This window comes from Legionella londiniensis (assembly GCF_001467825.1).
GTDB classification, from domain to species: Bacteria; Pseudomonadota; Gammaproteobacteria; order Legionellales; family Legionellaceae; genus Legionella_A; species Legionella_A londiniensis.
This window is the reverse complement of sequence record NZ_LNYK01000003.1, coordinates 51,339-70,567: the sequence shown is the minus strand read 5'-3', so window position 1 is coordinate 70,567 and position 19,229 is coordinate 51,339. Positions and strand designations below refer to the sequence as shown.

The window sequence follows — 19,229 nt, the reverse complement described above, 5'->3', positions numbered from 1 at the left end:
GGAGCGGCATGAATCCCGCCGTATCGATAACCAGTTGCGCGGCCGCGCGGGGCGCCAGGGAGATCCAGGCAGCAGCCGCTTTTATTTATCACTGGACGATAATTTAATGCGTATTTTCGCATCAGAACGGGTGGCCAACATGATGCGCCGGCTGGGAATGAAGCCAGGTGAACCCATAGAGCATAGTCTTGTCACTAAAGCAATTGAAAACGCGCAACGCAAGCTCGAAGGGCATCATTTTGATGTGAGAAAGCAATTATTGGAATATGACAATGTTGCGAATGAGCAGCGAAAAATCATTTACTCGCAACGTGCGGAGATCATGGCGATGGAGGATCCGCTAGAATCGGTCAAATCCATTCGTGAAGACGTGCTCAGTGATCTGGTGGACAGCTATCTTCCTCCCCAAAGCATGGAAGATCAATGGGATGTAGCGGGCCTTGAGCAGGTTCTTGCGGATGACTTTACCTTAAAGGCGCCTGTTAAAGATTGGATTGAAGAGGATCACTCCATCCAGCCTGAAGAAATTAAAGAAAAAATTATTAACCTGTGCACCCAAGAATATGAGGCAAAAGAAGCACAGATTGGGCGTGAGACTTTGGCGCAATTTGAAAAATCCGTAATCCTGCAAACTTTGGATAATCATTGGCGTGAACATTTGGCGGCAATGGATCACTTGCGTCAAGGCATACACTTGCGCGGGTATGCGCAAAAAGATCCAAAGCAGGAATATAAACGTGAAGCGTTTACCTTGTTTACTTCAATGCTTGAGAACATGAAATATGACATCATCAAGCTGCTCTCTTCAGTGCAAATCAGGAATGAAGCGGATGTCGATGCTATTGAAGCCCAGCGGCGTGCGGAACAAGTAGATAATATGCAGTTCATTCATCATGCGGAAGATGGCCAGGCGCCTGACACAGGTGAACAGGTTGTTGTGTCCACGGTCAGGCGGACATCAAAGAAAATAGGCCGCAATGAGCCTTGTCCTTGCGGCTCAGGTAAAAAATACAAAGTTTGCCATGGCAAACTCGCATGAATGTCGCAGTTGCCGTCATCACTGATGTAAAAAAGAAGCGGGTCTTACTCACAAGGCGCGCCAAAGAGGGAACCTTTGGCGGCCTTTGGGAATTCCCAGGCGGTAAGCTTAAAGCAGGTGAAACGCCTGTTTGTGCGCTCATTCGGGAAATCAAGGAGGAAGTCGGGCTTACCGTCAAGAAACACCATTTTTTAGGAAAAATTCCCCATAACTATCCGGAATATTCGGTGACTTTATGGGTTTACCTTGTTGCCTCATTCTCAGGCGAGCCAACCTGTCAGGAATCCCAATCGGGAATGTGTTGGGCAGATATTGCAGCGCTTGATCAATTTGAATTCCCGGAAGCGAATAAAAAAATTATTAATTTGATAAATAATATTGCGCACCTAGAAGCCATGTCAGATCTGGCAAATGCCTAAATCCATTGCTGTTTTAGTATGACGCAACTCATTCATGGAACTGGCTTCACAAAGCCTGAGACTTAAACCATGATGGCCCAGTTGCATTTTAGGAACCATACCGCATTTTTTATCCATTCTGAGCATAATTAAATGGCAGGAAGATTTTGCAGGGAGCGAGCACTGATAAAAACCGTTGATCATATCAATTTTATCAAAACTTGCAGTGCTGCGCAGCAGGGCTAAATAAAGATTGACTGTATCTTGTAAAGACTTTAATTCTTTCAGCCAATATTTTAGGTCTTTTTGCCTGAGTTCAGGCTCATTTTCAAGCCAAAGTAATAATTGAGGAGAATGCATCGCGCAATCATTATTATCCCCCGCCAGGGAAATACGGATGGACTGTAAAAAAGGGTCATACTGTACCGACTCACCGAATCGGCCGGCTACATGATTTAAAAATTGAATTTGGACAAATAAATTTGCGTACAGGGCATTGGGTATCTCAGTCTCAGATTTATTCAAAATATGCTCTATACGCATTAGCTCTTTCAGAAACCTGCTTTTCAATTCAGGTTTTTCAATTAACTTGATAATCTCAAGAACGCTTTTTAACGCATAATGATGAACAACAGGGTGCTTTTCATCGCAGGCTTGCTCAATGGTTTGCAGCAGGTTTTCCAGGCGCAGTGCGGCTTTCGGTAAAAAATGGGTTGCCAATTGAAAAGTGATGGTATCTTGATGCATGAAGATCGCTGTCCTTTGCCGTTTCATCAAGACTAACACAAAAAGAGATGATCGCAAAAAAATACACGAAAAGCGTTATGATCTTGCCCTGATTATAGGGTCTTTTTTCATGAAAAAATAAGACAAATAAAAAAATTTTGGTATACTCCCCGCGATTAATCAATTTTGGCGAGGCGAAATGAAGCGAATTATTGTTTGTTCTATTTTGGCATTCTGTATCTCTGGCTGTGTCCCAACTTATTTTGGCCTTTCAAAAGAACAATGGGAGAGTTTAACTCCCTCACAGCAGGCAGAAGTGATCAAAGCCTATAATGAGCGGGAGGCCGAGCGTCAGCAGGCTGAAAATGAACGACGCATCATTGAAGAGCAGAATGCGCCCTTAAACAACTTAATCGGGGTATTGGGAACAGCGATTCCACAGCAGGGTAAAGAGAAAAAAAATACAACCGCAACCAAAACCTGCTCTCCTGATGGCAGTCATTGCACCTACCGCTCAACCACCAGATCATCCGGATGGCATGTAGGCCCCTAGTTTTTTTATAATCTTGAATCCGGGATGCAACCTGGACGAGGCAAAGCCGCAATCTGGGATTTTACAATGCATTCCGGAGGACAGCTGCCCGCCACGCTTCCCCGGACTAGGTCTGCCTTACTCCGGGTTATTGTAATGCTATAAAGGTTACGCCAAATAATCATGCACCACACGGCCGTAAGGCAAGGTGATATCTGTTTGTACATGGACGGCATTGATGACTTTTTTAACAGGAAGTTCAGCAACCGGCGCCAGGGCATGATGAAATAATTCGAGCTTTGCGGGTCCCTGCCAGGCACCTTTGACCGTAATATCAGTCATAGCATACTCAACAAGTTCACATATTCGGACACTGCCGTCTACATGCGGAATAATTTTTAGCAAATAATTTTTTCCAGTCAATGCTTCAGCCATTTTTTTTGCATCAAGCGACTCGTATTTATAACCCATCGTGGCAGTAGCTACGCGGCTTTTACCATAGTCCAGAGTCCCAATGAGCGTTTCTTTTTCAACCTGAAGCTTTGGGGTAGCAAGTTTTTTAGGAAAGCCCCATATTTCTCGTCCGCCGGCAATCGGCGGATGATCATCCAAATACATGGCATGCGAATAATTGCCCTTTTGCTTTTGAAAGAGAACGGGGATGACCTGCCCAGATTCGGTATAATCGCCAAATCCTGTTGAATCCGGCATGCGGATAAATTCAAATTTAACAAGCGGCTCTGTAACTTCCAATGGTTTCGGAACCACTTCGCGGAGCAAATCGAGATCAGTCTCATAGGTGATGATTAAAAACTCACGATTGATAAATCGATAAGGGCCTTTGGGATAACTGGGGCTGATGAGGGGCATGGCAAAGGCAGTAGTTCGAACGTCATTCTCATTCATAGCGTCTCCAATTATTTTTTAGTCATGTCGTGCAAGGCAATACCTCTATCCACAGGGACTGATTCTCGCCATGGGGAACGGCTTAATCCTGATTTACCGTCCTCATAGCCTTTTTGGATATGTTCGTTTATGGATTTGCGGGAAAACTCATAATCTTTTGAAGAAAGATCATCTGCGTCACCTCGATACAAAAAACGGACAAGGGAAACGGTTCTATCCCAGTCGCTGTCCAGACACCGCCTGGCAAGCCCCTGCTTTTTTTTTGCCGGCGGCAATTCTTGTATCAATTGATGGATCTGGTATTTAAGAGAATGAATTTCATGATGCAATTCGATGATTTTCTCAAACCGGCTGGAGTACACAATGTCTTTTTTGCGCTTTTCTACGTCATCCATGTGGGCAGGTTCAAGCCCATAGGAATCAAATAAATGGACCATAAAACATAATAACGCTTTTGGGCGCTGGTCGAGCAAGACATAGCTTAGCGGTGTATTACTGGATAAACCCCCATCCCAGTATAATCGGCCTTCGACTTCTACTGGGGGGAATCCTGGAGGCAAAGCTCCGCTTGCCATAATGTGTTCCGGGCCAATCGTTTCTTTTTCAGAATCAAAATACCGCATGGCGCCGGTTGCGACCTCAACAGCGCCCACACTTAAACGTATTTTACCCGAATTAATCCGGTCAAAATCGACAAATTCTTCCAGCGTGCCGCGCAATGGCGCGGTGTCGTAATAACTTAAAAAAGGTTTATTCCAGCTTGCTGGGGCAGGCGAACTCCAGCGCGGGGAGAAAAAACCGGGTTGTCCAAACAAAAGTGTGGTTTGTGCTGAAATAAAATGATGCAGACGGCGGTTGAAAGTATCATGAGGTATGAGTGATTCGTCAATGAGGGGCGGGGTGGATATCAATTGCCAAAAAGCTTTCAGCTTATCAATCCTGTCTTTTTCAGAATTACCCGCGGCAATAGCTGAGTTGATGGCGCCAATGGAGGTTCCAACAAACCAGTCAGGCGAGTAATCTTCTTCGAGCAGGGCTTCTAAAACGCCAACTTGATAAGCGCCCATGGCGCCGCCGCCCTGAAAGCAGCATGCTATATAATCATGGTTAGTGGGCGCTTTTTTATTTTTTCTGCGATCCACGTATTTTACTCCATAAACCAACCGTGACTGACAACCAAAGATTGGCCAGTCAGGGCGTTGGTTGGGAAAGAGGCAAAAAATAATGCAGCTTCTGCCACATCGTCAGTCGTGGTGAATTCACCATCTACTGTGTCCTTAAGCATTACTTTTTTAATCACGTCTTCTTCGCTGATGCCTAATTCTTTTGCCTGCTCCGGTATTTGTTTATCGACCAGAGGGGTTCTAACAAAGCCTGGGCAAATGACATTGGCCCGGACATTATGGGCGGCTCCTTCCTTGGCTACGACCTTGCAAAGCCCAAGCAATCCATGTTTGGCGGTGACATAGGGCGCTTTCAGCAAGGATGCTTCTTTGGAATGCACAGATCCCATGTAGATAATGCTGCCGCCGCGCTTGCTTGCATACATGTGCTTCAAACAGGCCCGGGTAGTCAAAAATGCGCCATCAAGGTGAATGGACAGTAATTTTTTCCAGTCAGAAAACGCCAGTTTGTCAACGGATTCGATAATCTGGATACCGGCGTTGCTGACTAATACATCTACTGCGCCAAATTGATTGACTACGGATTCTATACCTTCATTAACCTGGCTTTCATCCGTCACATTCATCTTAACGGCCATGGCGCTGCCGCCATGATGTTTGATTTCGTCCGCCGCTTCCTGGGCTTCGGAAAGATTGAGATCGGCAATAGCAACATGCGCACCTTCTTTGCCAAATACGTGGGCGATTTCCTTGCCAATGCCTGAAGCAGCACCAGTAATGACAGCAACTTTATCCTTAAGACGCATGGTTTTATTCCTTGTTTTTGTATGATTTCCTTATAGGTTCAGTTATAGCATGCATTTTCTATTTTGCGAATTTTTAGGCCGAAGATTTTGGGGCAGTATCCCCCGCCGCAAGGGGAGGATACAGGGTAGAATCAACATTAATAATAGTAGTAATAGCCTCTGCGATAATAATATCGGCGTTCTTGTGACTGACCGATAGAATGGCCGACCAGCGCTCCGGCGCCTGCGCCGATTGCAGTGCCCAGGGCATCACCACCGCTCACGGCGTATCCAATTCCTGCTCCGGCTGCCGCGCCAGTCGCGGTTCCTACCTGGGTGGGAGTGCAGGCTGCCAGACCAAAAATACCAAAGAAACACAACGATCCCAGTATTTTTTTCATAATTCAATCCTCTTGAAAATTAACTCCTTCATTAACCATATTAGTACAAAAATTATAAAATGAAGAAAAAAAATAAGCATGTTAATTGAATTTTGATTAAACAAGATCAAGCAACAAAGTTTCTGAAAGAGGCTGATGGCAAGCCTGGGTAATGTCATTCTGAGCGGCAGCCTGGCGCTCTATGAAGGAATCTATTTTGAACCTTCAGGGATATGCGGCTTGCTTGACTGCATGCGTTATGGCTGCAAAAAATGTTGCCTAGTGTAAAGGGGGTTCTACATACTTCTTGAGAAAGCAATGGCCAGGGATTACTATTGGTAAAAATAGCCCAATAGTGAGGATGATATGTTTCGTGGAAGTATAGTAGCGCTTGTTACTCCAATGAAAGATGATGCCATTGATGAAGAGCGCCTGCGCTCTCTGGTCGAATTTCATATCGAAGCGGGTACGCACGGCATCGTCGCCGCGGGCACGACCGGCGAGTCTGGCACTTTATCTCATGAGGAAAAAATAAAGGTCATTAAAATTGTAGTCGAAGCGGCGCGTGAACGGATTCCAGTGATAGGGGGAACCTCTGCAAACGCAACCAAAGACTGCATTAGCCTGACTCGAGATGCCATGGAATGCGGCGTAGATGCAGCATTGATCATGACACCTGCTTACATAAAACCCACTCAGGCTGGTTTATATGAACATTATAGCCGGATTGCCCAGGAAGTTGCGCTGCCTATTATTTTGTATAATGTCCCTGGCAGGACTGCCTGTGATTTATTGCCAAAGACGGTAGCCCGTCTTTCCAAAATCTCCAATATTATTGGGATTAAAGAGGCAACGGGGGATATGGCGAGGCTTCAAGAGATTTTAGATGGCTGCGGAGACAGGCTTGATGTATACAGCGGCGATGACTTAACTGCCCTGCAATGGATGCGGTCGGGTGCAAAAGGGGTCATTTCAGTCACGGCCAATGTTGCTGCCAAATATATGGCAAAACTCTGCGATGCCGCAACAAACGGGGCGAACGCTTCATGCCTTGAACTGCAAGAGCAGTTAATGCCGCTTCACCAATTGATGTTTGTTGAAGCAAACCCCATTCCTGTTAAATGGGCCATGCATAAAATGGGTTTGATCTCCGATGAGATTCGCCTGCCGCTGACACGCCTGAGCGAAGAACATCAAAAACCTTTGGAGGATGTATTGCGTTCTTTAAAGTTGATTTAAAATGATTTCAGAAGATAGATGGCATTGAATGTATACTATTTTTTTGTCTTTCCCGCGCAACAATGCCGCACGGGAAAGACAAACAATCCAAATCAAATGGTAACAGTACTCGTGCCGGTTAAGGCCGGCCTGGATTATAATTAAAATAAAAATATTAAGAGGTTTAGTTGTGAAGAAAATGATTGCGGCGGGTTGTTTGGCGTCTTTATTGGCTTCTTGTTCATCATATTACACAAGCAATGGAGAAAATGTTTATCTCCGAAGCGGCAATGGCCCCGATCTCATTGTTCCGCCGCCGCTAACCGATACAAATATCAGCTATTTTTATAATTTGCCAGCACAAAGGCAGAATCCTCAAGTCAATATTGAACCACCGCAAGGTTAAGGTTAAACAATGGAACAGGAAAACGAATTGGATGTTATCCGTCAACTGTCAAAACGCATTGTTGATGCACAAAGCCAGATTCGGATTCTTGATACCATCAAATGGGATGAATCCATAAAAAAGGATTTTTTTCAGCACAAATGCAAAAAGCTCCCCGCAGTTGATGAGGCTTATTATCATAAACGCGGTTTGCCTTTTGATGCCGCCGAGAAGATTGATGAATTCCGCCTGATTATGCGTGATGCGCAAAATCAGCTTGGCCAGTATTCGCCGGTTACAAGGCTTATCCGCAGGCAGTGTGATGAATATATCAAAGCAGTGCTGATGCTTGATGCGCGAGGAACCCCTGCTTTTTGCGAGCTGGCCATGGATTTATACGGAAGCCCGCATGATGCCTTTTATGCGAATGGGCCTCGGCTTTCGCAGCTTGGTTCCTTATTGTTTGATGTGCTAACAACGCTTGATGTACAGCTTCAGTCAGAGGCAGATGAGAAACGGTATAATGCGGAAGAGGCCCAGGAGATTCTGCAAAAGCGCCTCAGCCAGTTTTTCAATCTGCACCCTGGCAATGTGACCGTGATGGTCAGCGATGAAATGATAGCGGACGCCGCAGCAGGCGCTGATAACATTAAACTGAGCAGCAGCGTGATGTTCAGCGAGCGTGATTTAAAATATCTGGAAGTCCACGAAGGCTGGGTGCATGTCGGGACTACCTTGAACGGCAGCATGCAGCCTTATTGTTTTTTTCTCTCCAAAGGCTCACCCTCCAGCAGCGTCATTCAGGAGGGGCTTGCGGTGCTTACAGAGATCATCAGTTTTTCCTCCTATCCCGGGCGGATGCGCAAAATCACCAATCGCGTGATAGCGCTGGATAAAGTATTGCAGGGTGCGAATTTTCTGGACGTATTCCGTTATTTTTTAGAATGCGGCATGAATGAAGAAGAGAGCTACAGGCAAAGCGTTCGCATTTTTCGCGGCAGTACGCCAAATGGCGGCCCGTTTACCAAGGATCTATCTTATGCCAAGGGATTTGTATTGATTTACAACTTCATCCGCTTTGCCATCAGCCAGCATCGCATCGATGCCATCCCGCTTTTATTTACCGGAAAACTGGTGCTTGACGATTTGCCGCTGCTCACCGAGCTCAAAGAGCATGGCTTATTAACCGACCCCGTCTATCTCCCCCCGCAATTTCGCGACCTCGCCGCATTAAGCGCCTGGATGAGCTTTTCTTTATACCTTAATCAGTTTGACTTAAACGAAATTCAAAAAAATTTCCGTTTCTTGCTGGCGTAACAGGCCTGTATATCAATTGATCCCCTGATCCCCGGATTACGACTGCGTCTAATCCGGGCTACAAACTAATCCGGGCTACAAACTAATCCGGGCTTCTGTAGTACAAACCAATATTGCCTTTGAAATGTTTTCACGTTTAAAATAATTTTGTCCAACTTTAAAGGAATGTTAAATATGGTTTATTATCGGCGGGATTATACCGAGGGCGCGATTTATTTTTTCACGCTCACACTACACAATAGACGCGCCACCTATTTAACCACGTATATTCATTTATTAGGCAAGTCGTTTCGTGATGTTCGCGCAAAATACCCTTTTTCAACGCTTGCTGTGGCGATTCTGCCCGATCATTTACATATAATATGGCAATTACCTGACAACGAATGTAATTATTCTATGCGTTGGCGGCTGATAAAAACAAATTTTACGAAGTCGTTACTCAAAGAGACCATTCATTTCAAGAAGAATAAACGCGGCGAGTATCAGCTTTGGCAAAGCCGATTTTGGGAACACCGTATCCGCGATGAAACTGATTTGCAAAAACATGTTGATTATATACATTATAACCCGGTAAAGCATGGATATGCGGCCAAAGCAAACCAGTGGCCACATTCAAGCATTCACCGTTATATTAAAGAGGGGATTATACCTTGTGATTGGGCATGTGAACCCGAAGGTGATTTTAACGAGTAATACCGGGATTTATCTTCAAACCATCCCGGATTACGACTGCGTCTAATCCGGGCTACTGATGTTAGTACATAGGTGCGTACCGGGAACAATGAATAAAAAATGATTCATTTTCAGGTAATAAAGGATACAAACTGCTATACTTTTAACATAAAAAATTTTTTAAACGCAAAAAATGACGGGTTTAAGGTAATGTTAAGATTATGCGTTTAAAATAAATACATAGATATCAGTGATGGAGCGATTCCCATGCCACACAACCAAGCAGTTTACGAAGCATTAAACAACCTGCAATTGAGCGATGAAAAAGAAAAAGCACAGCAGCAATACGCTGCACTTTCATCGCTTTTTTACCCAGGAAAAGGTACTGAGAATTTTGGGGAACTAAAGGAAAAATTCGTAGAAGCGTTGAATGAGCACCGTGAGATTCTTGGCTTGAAGGACAAGTTACCGGAGAATGTGGAAGAGATTGATATTTCTCTGGGGGATGAAGAGCCTACATTGAAAGCTTTATACAATCTGGTGTTTCAAAAATATATGCAAGCCCATTTCAATCAATTGAGTGATCAAGAATTGAGTGAACTTACTGGGAAAGTAAACGAGGATGATAATACTGCCTTAAAAGAGCATTTGACAGATATAAAAATTACAGAAAATGTTAAGGAAGAGTTCCTGGCCGATGCGAGCTTTAAAGCCATCGGCCAAGCAGCAAAAGAACATTTAGAACAGCGTAAAAATGAAATAAAACCCGTTACAGAAAAAAAAGACGAAATTAATCAAAAATTAACTGAGCTGAACAATGAATTTAACACATTCAAAACACAAGAAGAAATCAATCAAAAAATAACAGCAATTCAGAAATTGATTGAGGAACAAAATCAACGAATAGAAAGCGTTCAACAATTACCGTATTTTGAGCATGACAATAAACTTCAAGAAAAAGTTAAGGAAGCAAAAGAAGCAATCAAACAAAATGAACAGGCAATTGAAGAAATTAAAGAAAAACAAAAAAAGCTTCAGGAAATAGTCGAAGGTCTTCAGGAAGCAAAAAAAGAATTCATTGAAGTCACCAAAAAAAGAAACCAATTGCTCGATGATGTGAAGCAGTTTAAAAAATCTGATACAGCTGTTGCTGATGAACGGCGGCAAATTGATGAGCAATTGACTACAGCTCTTGATAAGATGAAAAAGGAAAAAAGAAAAGCTCAAGAGAATGCTTTAAATGGCAGTGAAATATATACGAAGAATTTCCAAGAAGCCAAGAAAGCCCTTGAGCGAGTTGCTTCAAGGAAATTCAAAACTAAAATAGAGAAGGAAGCCAGCAATGTTAATATTTTGATGCAAGTAGAGGGAACTTTATCGAATTTTACCGATACGGTCGTGACCAAAAAAGAAGACGCAGTGAATCAAGAGCCTAATCGAACGGTCGATACCGATCGTACCACCATCCAACAGGAAAACAATACTACAGCCCGCTATAAAGGTATCCGCCTGAGCGAGGGTCAATATATCCAGTCCAAGGCGACTTTTGACAGCGGCAAAGTAGGCGTTATCGCCCAGGATTATAAAAATCGGGTCACCGATCATAGTAAGCAGGATGAGCTAAGCGACCAAGAAAAAAATCAGGTTGCTTTTAAGATGGCAAAAATGCTTCTTGCCAATTACGACCCCGCAAAAGGGCCTGTCATCATCAGCGGCAAAGATAAGGATATGGCTGACAAGGTTTTTGCCTCTCTTTTGTTAATAAAGCAAAATTCGCCTGAGGAATTCAAGGATTTGAAAATTGAATCCAGAGTGCCCGGATGCACTGGACCCAATCGGTTAAAAGATTTAGTCCATGGCGGCTTTATCAAAAGGCATCTTGGATCTGGCGGACAGGGTGAACTCCTGCAGAAATCAGAAAGAGAGCAAACGGCTACTGAACTACAAAGGCTTAAAGCGAGCCTTGCAGTTCTAAAAACCAAGCCTGAACTCGGCGGGCCTCTTAAAAAAGAAGATAGCTTGGAGCTTGGCGAAAAAAACTATATAACCAGAGGCCCAAAACAATAATAACCCAAGGACGATATGAACATTGCAAACCTGGCTGTTGGCGTATTTGACTCCGGCATGGGCGGCTTGACGGTGCTGCGCGCGTTAAGGCAGGCCTTGCCTTCGGAATCATTTATATACCTTGGCGATACAGCGCGCCTTCCCTACGGCACCAAAAGCCCAAGGACCATACAGCAGTATGCCGTGCAAATGGCGCGAATTTTGGTGGAGCGGCGGATCAAGGCGCTGGTGATTGCCTGTAATACCGCAACCACCGCTGCTCTGCCGCATTTGCAGGTCATGCTGCCGGATATCCCAATTCTGGGCGTGGTCTCCCCCGGCGCCCTGGCTGCCGCTGCCGCCACCCAAAATGAACGGATAGCGGTTATTGCCACAGAAACCACTATTGCTGCCAATGCCTATCAAACCCAAATCAAATTGCATCGTCCCCGGGCTGAAATCAACGCCCGTGCCTGCAGCGTGCTCGTGGCTCTTGCCGAAGAAGGGATGACGGATAATGGGGTTGCTGAAGCCGCCTTAAGCCATTATCTTGATGCGTTCCGTGACGAGGATACACTGCTCCTTGGCTGCACGCATTTCCCGGTATTTAAACCGCTTATCAGTAAACTGATGTCTGATAAGGTCAGCATTGTTGATTCGGCAGAAGCCACGGCTTCCGCCTTAAAAACCCTGTTAGCTCAGAAAAATTTATTAAACCCAACGGCTGGCAACGCTCAAGCGCACTATCTGGTAACCGATTCCGTAAAACGCTTTCAAGCTGTTGGTGAAATTTTTCTAGGCGAACCCCTGGCCAAAGCCGACATAGAATTAGTCGATACCGTAGATATTGTAGCCCGTATTAGCGAAGCGTAATACGGGGAAATCGAAGAACCATGTAAACCCCGGATGACGACTGCGTCTAATCCGGACTACAAACTAATCCACGCCACAAATTAACGTTTAAAAAAATTTACAATGAACAGCGCAGGCTCTTAATAAAATGATAATAAACATCTTGTACAATATTTGTTATCAATTAAGAAGCCTGTTTTTAATGAAAGAGAAAGCGCTTATTCCCCTAAAACCAGTGCATCAGACCGGGCACAATTGCAAAACCACAGCGATTGCCGCAGTTGATCAATATTTTGCGTCTCAGCTCGGCTTTGAGCCGATTCCGTTACATAAAAAAATGAGTCACGTGATTTCTGTCAGGGAATTGGCAAAAGAGAAAGGATCAATACAGGGCGAATTGCTGGATGTGTGTCAATTTACTGAAATTTTTGCAGATATTGGCTATGAAACTGAATTGGTTGATTTTCATGGGGATTATGACTCATTTAAAAAAAATATAACAGACAATATTTCCGAGGGCAATTTACTGGTTGCTTGCTTTGCGGTCGACCTTGCGACAGGAAATCCAACAAACCAGTATATTCATGACAGGCCCAATGAACACGCGGCAGTCATTCACGGTTTCGATAAAGATGCCGAGACGTTAACCATGACCCATTGGGATAAACAACGAACAACAAGCATGCGCGATTTTTATCATTCTTCCATGAAGCTCCCCAAAGAAAGGAAGCCGGAATATTATAGGAATGTAAAGCATGAAAACCCCGTGATGAAATATGACCTGATTAAGCCAACTCTATTTGATAAAATATTAGCAAGCAAAACAATAAAAAAATCAATTATCCCTCAAAAAGGCAGCGGGTTTCACGCAAGGCTACTTGTAATTAAGAAGCCTGAGCTGAAAACAATTCTAAATGCAAGAAAAAAACTATTGAATGCCAAGAGGTTAAAAAATTTAGAAAAAATTGATGCGTTGTTCAAAGCACTTAAGGAAAAAACAGATAAGTTAATCAGAAAGGGAGAAAAGGGCAACCTTCGCCATGCTGCCTATCAACGCGTGAGCCAAACGGCTCTTCAATTAAATAACGAATTAACGCATGCTAAAAAGCTCTTCGACAATCACGAAGTTACATTTGATGTTTTTAAAAGAACATGTGAAAAGGCCATCAAAAAAGCTTCCCCGGAATTTAAACAGCACCGTGGCTGGCATAGCCTGAATCCAATATTAAGAGGGATTTTAGGTATTCTGGCTGCTTTAACCATTGTTCCTGCGCTCACTGTCGCTGTTGCCGGCAATCAAGGGTACCTTGGTACCTTCTTTCATACGCCAAAAACGGATGCGGCAGAAAAACTAGCATCATTTGCGTGGGGATTGGAGAAAATCAGGTAGGTTTATTTTTAGCAGCATTGTGGTTTGCCTAATCCGGCCTGCGATGCTGAGGCTCATAATTCCATACCACGTAGCCCGTATTAGCGAAGCGTAATACGGGCAATTGAAGAAGAATGGGAACCTCGGATTACGACTTCGTCTAATCCGGGCTACTTTCTTCCTTTGGCGGCCGGCTCATTAATTCTTCTACGGCTTCCTTCGGGCTGATTTGCTGATTGAGTAACGCATTTACAGCAAGACAAATAGGCATTTCGACCTGGTGACGGGAAGCCAGGGCGCAAACTTGCGCGGCATTATATTTACCCTCGACTACCTGGCCAATTTGTGCTTCTGCGTCTTTGAGATTTTTGCCTTGCCCGATGAGAAGCCCAAAACGCCGGTTTCTTGACTGATTATCGGTACAGGTTAAAACGAGGTCACCCACACCGGCTAGCCCCATGAATGTTTCCTGCTCTGCATGGAGCGCTTTACCAAGCCTTCGCATTTCAGCAAGTCCCCGGGTGATTAAGGCGGCTTTCGCATTGGCGCCGAAACTCAAGCCGTCGCTGATGCCGCAGGCAATGGCCAGCACGTTTTTAACTGCACCAGAGAGCTGCACGCCGATTGTGTCGCCTGACAAATAAACACGCATTTTTTCATGATGCAGAATATCTCTGATGCGGCGAAGGTAATCGGCATGATGACCTGCGACTGTCAATGCTGTGGGTAATCCGCGCGCTACCTCCGCAGCAAAAGAAGGGCCCGAAATAACAGCCGTGGCAAATGACTTACCCCACTGCGCTTCAACCAGCTCACTTAAAAATTTTTGGCTTGAAGGATCAAGCCCTTTGGTAAGCCAGCCCAAACCGGTTTTTGGTTTAGGCATCAGTTGCAGTACTTCAGCAAACGCGTGAGAAGGAACAGCGATAATGACGATATCAGCAAGCGTTACCGCAAGAGACAAATCGGCAATGGGAGTCAGATTGTTTGGAAATTCAAAATCGGGAAGGTAGCGTAAATTACGACGGTTTTTAGCCATGTCCTCAACATGGCTCTGCTGATGAGCCCATAGTAGAATCTGGCTGTTGTATTTTGCCAAATGGATGGCAACTGCCGTACCCCACGAGCCCGCCCCCAAAATGGCAACCGTCGCTTTACTCATGGTTTAATGTGTTTGCTCTGATTGCTTGGAGGCTTCAGCTTTTTTTTGCTCCTCTTTTTGCTGCAGATAGAGCGCATCAAAATTGATGGGCGCTAAAACCAGCTGCGGGAAGCTGCCGCGCACCACTTCCGTCGTAATCGCTTCGCGGGCATAAGGAAACAGAATACTTGGACAGAAGCTGCCTAATAGATGATCCAGCTGATCTTTGGGAGCGCCTTGAATGGTGAAAATGCCTGCCTGATGGACTTCAACCAGAAATGCCGTGTTTTTTTGATTTTTGACCGTTGCCGTAATGGATAAGACAACCTCATACACATTTTCTTCCAAAAGCGCGTGCTGTGTGTTGACATCAAGCGATAACTCAGGCTCCCAGCGTTGCTGAAAGATTGCAGGGGCATTGGTTGTTTCAAAGGATAAATCTTTAACATAGATGCGTTGAATCATAAAATGAGCTTCAGGCGCTTGATTGTTTTGTTTTTGTTCTTGTTCTTCGGCCATAATGGTAATCAATCCTCTTAAGTAGTTAAAAAAATTCTTATTGTAAGCCAAGTAGCCCGGATTAGCGTAGCGTAATCCGGGAGCACTCAAATCCATCCCCGGATTATGCTACGCTAATCCGGGCTACTTGGTTTAAATCATCAGTACGCAAGGAACCTAGGCTCTTCCTTTCACAACCGGTAAATTTGCCGCAGTCCAGGCAGCCATTCCTCCGGAAAGAACCATGGGATTGGCAAAACCCTCAGCGCGCAATCTGGCTGCCAAACCGGGCGATTGCAAACCCCGTGCACAGACCAAAATAATAGGCTTGGACTTATATTTGTCCATGCGTTGACTGGTAAGGTCATTGGCGCTTAGTGATACAGCATTGATAATATGGCCGGCACGGAATGATTCAGCATCGCGAAGATCAATGACGACGGCATTTTCATGGTTTATTTTATCGATGGCCATAGAGGGAGTTAATTCCTGTGCCTTATGCCGTCTTGCCAGGAGCTCATTGCCCAAAATAAGTGCAAGAATAACCAAAAGCGCAAGCCAAAGCCCCCAGTGATTAATAATAAATTGCCCGATTTGTCCCATAATATGCTGATGAATATGTTGATCTTGGGCGAATTATCCCCAGATTGTGACGATTACGCAAGTATAATTCAAGGAAAGCCCGCCAAGCTGTTCAGTCCTGATTTTTTTCAACGGGATAGCCGCATATTTCCCATTCGGCAATACCGCCATCGATTGAGTAGACTTCCTGATAGCCCATCTCTATTAAGCATTGGGCGGCAAACAACGAGCGAACGCCGCCTCGGCAATGCAAATATACGGCTTTATCGCGAGGAATCAGTGATTTAATCTTTTCAGCCAATTGATCTTTCGGGATATGCAGAGCCCCGGGAATATGGACTTCCTGCCATTCATCGATTTCCCTGACGTCAATCAGGCACAAATCAGGATCGGTTTCGCAGCGTTTTTTTAATTCATGGACGTTTATCGTATTGATCGGGGATTCGTTCATAATTCCTCTCTCGGTTATAAGGTCTCGTTAGTGTGGAATGGTGGATAAACCAGTAAATTGCCGCTGTGATTACGCCGCCGATTAAAGTAGCAAAAGCCCAGCTCGGAGCAGAAACGAGGGCAGGACGCTGGCCGATTTTATATAAATTACCGGCATCGCGTGCCACGGCTCCTGCAAAAATAATATGCAATACGCCGTTAATTAATAGCAATAAATAGTAAAACGTCTGGATTTGAGCGCTAAATTGTTCTGCAAGCTCCGGTAACATGCGGCCGTGTCCTTAGCTTTTAAATCATCAGATTAAAGCATGTATAGATATTTGGTTCAATGGGCGGCAAGCAGGAAACAGGACAAAACCATGTTTTGAATTCATAACGTCCTGTTAATGTAATTCAAGCGTAAAAAGACATTATTTAATCAAAATGATATGATCTTACCCTGGGTACAAAAAAGCCTCCACTTTAATTCTTATTATAATATAGGTAACATCGCGGCATTTATCTTTCTGGAGACAGGATGCAAGAATTTGATATTCCCGTTCCGCACTTAACCACGGCACATTCTGGACCGCTGCACCATGTTGAAGAAGTCATTTTAAGCCAGGTTGCAAAGATTGAAGCGTGGTTTCGCAGGCAATGGCAGGAAACACCGGCGCTCATTACTTCTTCGGTTGACTTGCGTCACGCCGGATTTAAACTTTCGCCGGTTGATACCAATCTTTTTCCAGCAGGGTTTAATAATCTGAATCCTGATTTTCTGCCGTTATGCGTTCAGGCAGCTCAAGCAGTGATTGGTGAATTCAATAAAGCCTGCACAAAAATCCTTATCCTCCCTGAAAGCCATACCAGGAACCGATTTTATCTAAAAAGTTTAAATATACTGCGCGACATATTTGTCAAGGCAGGGTTTGTTGTCCATATTGGAAGCCTTGATGAAACCATGCAAAATCCGACTGAGCTTTTATCGGATGAGGGTGAAATAATCCTGGTTGAGCCCCTGATCCGCACAGATAAGCGGGTTGAACTGAAGAACTTTGTGCCGTGCCTTTTGCTTTTAAATAATGATCTTTCGTCTGGCATACCGGATGTTCTTCAAGGTCTTGAGCAAAATATTGAGCCTCCCGCCGAGCTTGGCTGGTCATCCAGATTGAAGTCAAATCATTTTAAGTTTTTTGCCAAGGTTGCCGAAGAATTCGCTGATTTGGTACAAATGGATCCCTGGCTCATCAATCCATACTTTAAAGCAATTGACGAAGTGGATTTTATGGCCCAGAAGGGAGTGGAAGCCCTTGCGGAAGCCGCTGATTATTTACTAAAACAAATTCGCGAAAAATATGCCGCATATGGTATTCATGAAAAACCTTTCCTCGCAGTAAAAGCCGATAACGGCACTTACGGTATGAGCGTGATGATGATCCATGACGCGGAGGAATTGCTCAAATTAAACCGTAAACAGCGTACCCGGATGGCCAGCAGCAAAGGCTCACGGGCGGTGAATAAAGTGATTATTCAGGAGGGCATTTATACTTTTGAAACAATGCCTGATGGCGCGGTTGCCGAACCTGTGGTGTATATGATTGGGCAATACGTGGTAGGTGGTTTTTACCGTATCCACCAGAGTCGGGGTATCGCTGAAAATCTCAATTCTCCCGGCATGCAATTTAAGCCCCTGGCGTTTGCCGAGGCGTGCAATATGCCCCGGGAAGATTTGGCTGTTGTGGATTGTCCAAATCGATTTTATGCTTATGGTGTGATTGCGCGCCTTGCCGCCCTAGCAGCAGCCCGCGAGCGTGCTTCACTAGGGACGGCAAACGCGGAGGTGAGTAATGAAGCTTAGCATATTAATGGATCCCCTCCACAAAATTAAGCCTTATAAGGATTCAACGGTGGCCATGATTAAAAGCGCCAGGGCATTGGGGTGGGAGTGCACCTATTTTACACAGCAAGACATGTTCTGCAGGCAGGGGCGTGCCTTTGCCGAAGTTTATGACATCGAAATTACAAACGAACGGCAGGCTTCCTGGGCAATAACCAAATCGCAGGGTGTAAAGCCTTTATCATACTTCGATATCATCCTGATGCGCAAAGATCCTCCCTTTGATACGGAATATATCTATGCTACCTATGCCCTGGAACTTGCGGAACAAGAGGGGGTTTTGATTGCCAATAGACCGCAGGGCCTTCGCGATGCCAATGAAAAATTCTTTACGCTGAATTTTCCGAAGTGTTGTCCCGATACGTTGGTTAGCCGTGATATTAGGCGTCTTCGGGAATTTTGGCAAACCAAAAAACAGGTTATTTTTAAGCCCCTCGAAGGCATGGGAGGGAAAGCTGTTTTTCATGTTGATGAAGATGGCAGAAATTTATCTGTGATTCTTGAAGTGCTAACGCAAGGCCAAACTGTCAGCATCATGGCTCAGCAATATTTGCCTGCAATTCACACTGCAGGGGATAAACGAATTTTACTGATTGACGGCAAGCCTGTCCCCTATGCTTTAGCGCGGATTCCTGCCAAAGGGGAGTTGCGTGGCAATCTTGCAGCCGGTGCAACAGGAAAAGTAGTCGAAATTACCGAGCGCGACCGGTTTTTATGCTCGCAAATAGCGCCCGCGCTGCAAGAAAAAGGGTTGTATTTTGTGGGCATTGACGTCATTGGCGACTATCTGACTGAAATTAATGTTACAAGCCCTACCTGTATCCGTGAAATAGAAGCGGAAACCGGCCTCGATATTGCCGGGGATTTTCTGCGAACTCTTGCAGCATTGAAGAATCAAAAAATAAAATCATAGTTCACCGCGCAGCCCGGACC

22 protein-coding genes are annotated in these 19,229 nt (G+C 44.8%); 12 read left to right on the top strand and 10 right to left on the bottom strand.

From position 1 onward, the window contains the following. Together Llon_RS01935 and mutT are read left to right on the top strand one after the other, a co-directional pair. Positions 1 to 1,039 (top strand): preprotein translocase subunit SecA (locus Llon_RS01935; RefSeq protein ID WP_193391619.1); only part of this gene is annotated, 1,039 nt, incomplete at its 5' end. After that, positions 1,036 to 1,458, top strand: a complete 423-nt coding sequence (mutT, locus tag Llon_RS01930) for an 8-oxo-dGTP diphosphatase MutT (protein ID WP_058528389.1) — start codon at positions 1,036 to 1,038, stop codon at positions 1,456 to 1,458. The genes Llon_RS01935 and mutT, both read left to right, overlap by 4 nt. Here mutT and zapD read toward each other — a convergent pair. Continuing rightward, a complete protein-coding gene (gene zapD / locus Llon_RS01925; protein WP_058528388.1) occupies positions 1,438 to 2,184 on the bottom strand; it encodes a cell division protein ZapD in 747 nt (248 codons plus the stop codon). The genes mutT and zapD overlap by 21 nt on opposite strands. Before the next feature lie 178 nt (positions 2,185 to 2,362). On the opposite strand from zapD, the gene Llon_RS01920 reads away from it, so the two are divergent. After that, positions 2,363 to 2,716 carry a hypothetical protein gene (locus tag Llon_RS01920; protein ID WP_058528387.1) on the top strand — a complete coding sequence of 118 codons (354 nt, stop codon included), beginning with the start codon at positions 2,363 to 2,365 and terminating at the stop codon, positions 2,714 to 2,716. A gap of 147 nt (positions 2,717 to 2,863) precedes the next feature. On the opposite strand, the gene Llon_RS01915 is transcribed toward Llon_RS01920, so the two are convergent. From Llon_RS01915 to Llon_RS01900, 4 genes are all read right to left on the bottom strand, one after another. Next, on the bottom strand, positions 2,864 to 3,601 hold the full coding sequence (locus Llon_RS01915; protein WP_058528386.1) for an acetoacetate decarboxylase: 738 nt from the start codon (positions 3,599 to 3,601) through the stop codon (positions 2,864 to 2,866). A gap of 11 nt (positions 3,602 to 3,612) precedes the next feature. Next, positions 3,613 to 4,743: a patatin-like phospholipase family protein gene (locus Llon_RS01910; RefSeq protein ID WP_058528385.1), complete on the bottom strand. Its 1,131-nt coding sequence runs from the start codon at positions 4,741 to 4,743 to the stop codon at positions 3,613 to 3,615. A gap of 5 nt (positions 4,744 to 4,748) precedes the next feature. Further along, a complete protein-coding gene (locus Llon_RS01905; protein WP_058528384.1) occupies positions 4,749 to 5,531 on the bottom strand; it encodes a 3-hydroxybutyrate dehydrogenase in 783 nt (260 codons plus the stop codon). A 137-nt stretch (positions 5,532 to 5,668) separates the two neighbouring features. Continuing rightward, positions 5,669 to 5,911 carry a glycine zipper domain-containing protein gene (locus Llon_RS01900; RefSeq protein ID WP_058528383.1) on the bottom strand — a complete coding sequence of 81 codons (243 nt, stop codon included), beginning with the start codon at positions 5,909 to 5,911 and terminating at the stop codon, positions 5,669 to 5,671. A gap of 345 nt (positions 5,912 to 6,256) precedes the next feature. Between Llon_RS01900 and dapA the strand changes: the two genes are divergently transcribed. The 7 genes from dapA (at position 6,257) to Llon_RS01865 (ending at position 13,770) form a co-directional block, all read left to right on the top strand. After that, the gene (gene dapA / locus Llon_RS01895) at positions 6,257 to 7,129 is read left to right on the top strand and encodes a 4-hydroxy-tetrahydrodipicolinate synthase (RefSeq protein ID WP_058528382.1); all 873 of its coding nucleotides are present in this window, start codon (positions 6,257 to 6,259) and stop codon (positions 7,127 to 7,129) included. Between the two features lie 178 nt (positions 7,130 to 7,307). Continuing rightward, positions 7,308 to 7,514 (top strand): hypothetical protein, encoded by a 207-nt coding sequence (locus tag Llon_RS01890; protein ID WP_058528381.1) that lies wholly within the window; start codon positions 7,308 to 7,310, stop codon positions 7,512 to 7,514. A gap of 9 nt (positions 7,515 to 7,523) precedes the next feature. Next, positions 7,524 to 8,810 carry a flavohemoglobin expression-modulating QEGLA motif protein gene (locus Llon_RS01885; RefSeq protein WP_058528380.1) on the top strand — a complete coding sequence of 429 codons (1,287 nt, stop codon included), beginning with the start codon at positions 7,524 to 7,526 and terminating at the stop codon, positions 8,808 to 8,810. A 174-nt stretch (positions 8,811 to 8,984) separates the two neighbouring features. Then, positions 8,985 to 9,503: an REP-associated tyrosine transposase gene (locus Llon_RS01880; RefSeq protein WP_058528379.1), complete on the top strand. Its 519-nt coding sequence runs from the start codon at positions 8,985 to 8,987 to the stop codon at positions 9,501 to 9,503. Positions 9,504 to 9,749: 246 nt separating this feature from the next. Next, positions 9,750 to 11,549, top strand: coding sequence for a coiled-coil domain-containing protein (locus tag Llon_RS01875; RefSeq protein WP_058528378.1), 1,800 nt, complete (start codon positions 9,750 to 9,752; stop codon positions 11,547 to 11,549). Between the two features lie 15 nt (positions 11,550 to 11,564). Next, positions 11,565 to 12,401 (top strand): glutamate racemase, encoded by an 837-nt coding sequence (murI, locus tag Llon_RS01870; RefSeq protein ID WP_058528377.1) that lies wholly within the window; start codon positions 11,565 to 11,567, stop codon positions 12,399 to 12,401. Positions 12,402 to 12,528: 127 nt separating this feature from the next. Further along, positions 12,529 to 13,770, top strand: coding sequence for a hypothetical protein (locus tag Llon_RS01865; RefSeq protein ID WP_058528376.1), 1,242 nt, complete (start codon positions 12,529 to 12,531; stop codon positions 13,768 to 13,770). A 139-nt stretch (positions 13,771 to 13,909) separates the two neighbouring features. Here Llon_RS01865 and Llon_RS01860 read toward each other — a convergent pair whose 3' ends face one another. From Llon_RS01860 to Llon_RS01840, 5 genes are all read right to left on the bottom strand, one after another. Then, positions 13,910 to 14,911, bottom strand: a complete 1,002-nt coding sequence (locus Llon_RS01860; RefSeq protein ID WP_058528375.1) for an NAD(P)H-dependent glycerol-3-phosphate dehydrogenase — start codon at positions 14,909 to 14,911, stop codon at positions 13,910 to 13,912. 3 nt (positions 14,912 to 14,914) lie between these two features. Next, on the bottom strand, positions 14,915 to 15,409 hold the full coding sequence (secB, locus tag Llon_RS01855; protein WP_058528397.1) for a protein-export chaperone SecB: 495 nt from the start codon (positions 15,407 to 15,409) through the stop codon (positions 14,915 to 14,917). A gap of 156 nt (positions 15,410 to 15,565) precedes the next feature. Then, positions 15,566 to 15,991, bottom strand: coding sequence for a rhodanese-like domain-containing protein (locus tag Llon_RS01850; protein ID WP_058528374.1), 426 nt, complete (start codon positions 15,989 to 15,991; stop codon positions 15,566 to 15,568). A 91-nt stretch (positions 15,992 to 16,082) separates the two neighbouring features. After that, positions 16,083 to 16,421 (bottom strand): rhodanese-like domain-containing protein, encoded by a 339-nt coding sequence (locus Llon_RS01845; RefSeq protein ID WP_058528373.1) that lies wholly within the window; start codon positions 16,419 to 16,421, stop codon positions 16,083 to 16,085. Next, positions 16,384 to 16,689, bottom strand: coding sequence for a hypothetical protein (locus Llon_RS01840; protein ID WP_058528372.1), 306 nt, complete (start codon positions 16,687 to 16,689; stop codon positions 16,384 to 16,386). Before Llon_RS01840 ends, Llon_RS01845 begins: the two co-directional genes overlap by 38 nt. Positions 16,690 to 16,937: 248 nt before the next feature. Here Llon_RS01840 and gshA point away from each other — a divergent pair, with 248 nt between their 5' ends. Both gshA and gshB read left to right on the top strand, forming a co-directional pair. Beyond that, positions 16,938 to 18,257: a glutamate--cysteine ligase gene (gene gshA, locus Llon_RS01835; RefSeq protein ID WP_058528371.1), complete on the top strand. Its 1,320-nt coding sequence runs from the start codon at positions 16,938 to 16,940 to the stop codon at positions 18,255 to 18,257. Further along, on the top strand, positions 18,247 to 19,209 hold the full coding sequence (gshB, locus tag Llon_RS01830; RefSeq protein ID WP_058528370.1) for a glutathione synthase: 963 nt from the start codon (positions 18,247 to 18,249) through the stop codon (positions 19,207 to 19,209). The genes gshA and gshB overlap by 11 nt, the downstream gene beginning before the upstream one ends. Positions 19,210 to 19,229: the final 20 nt, after the last annotated feature.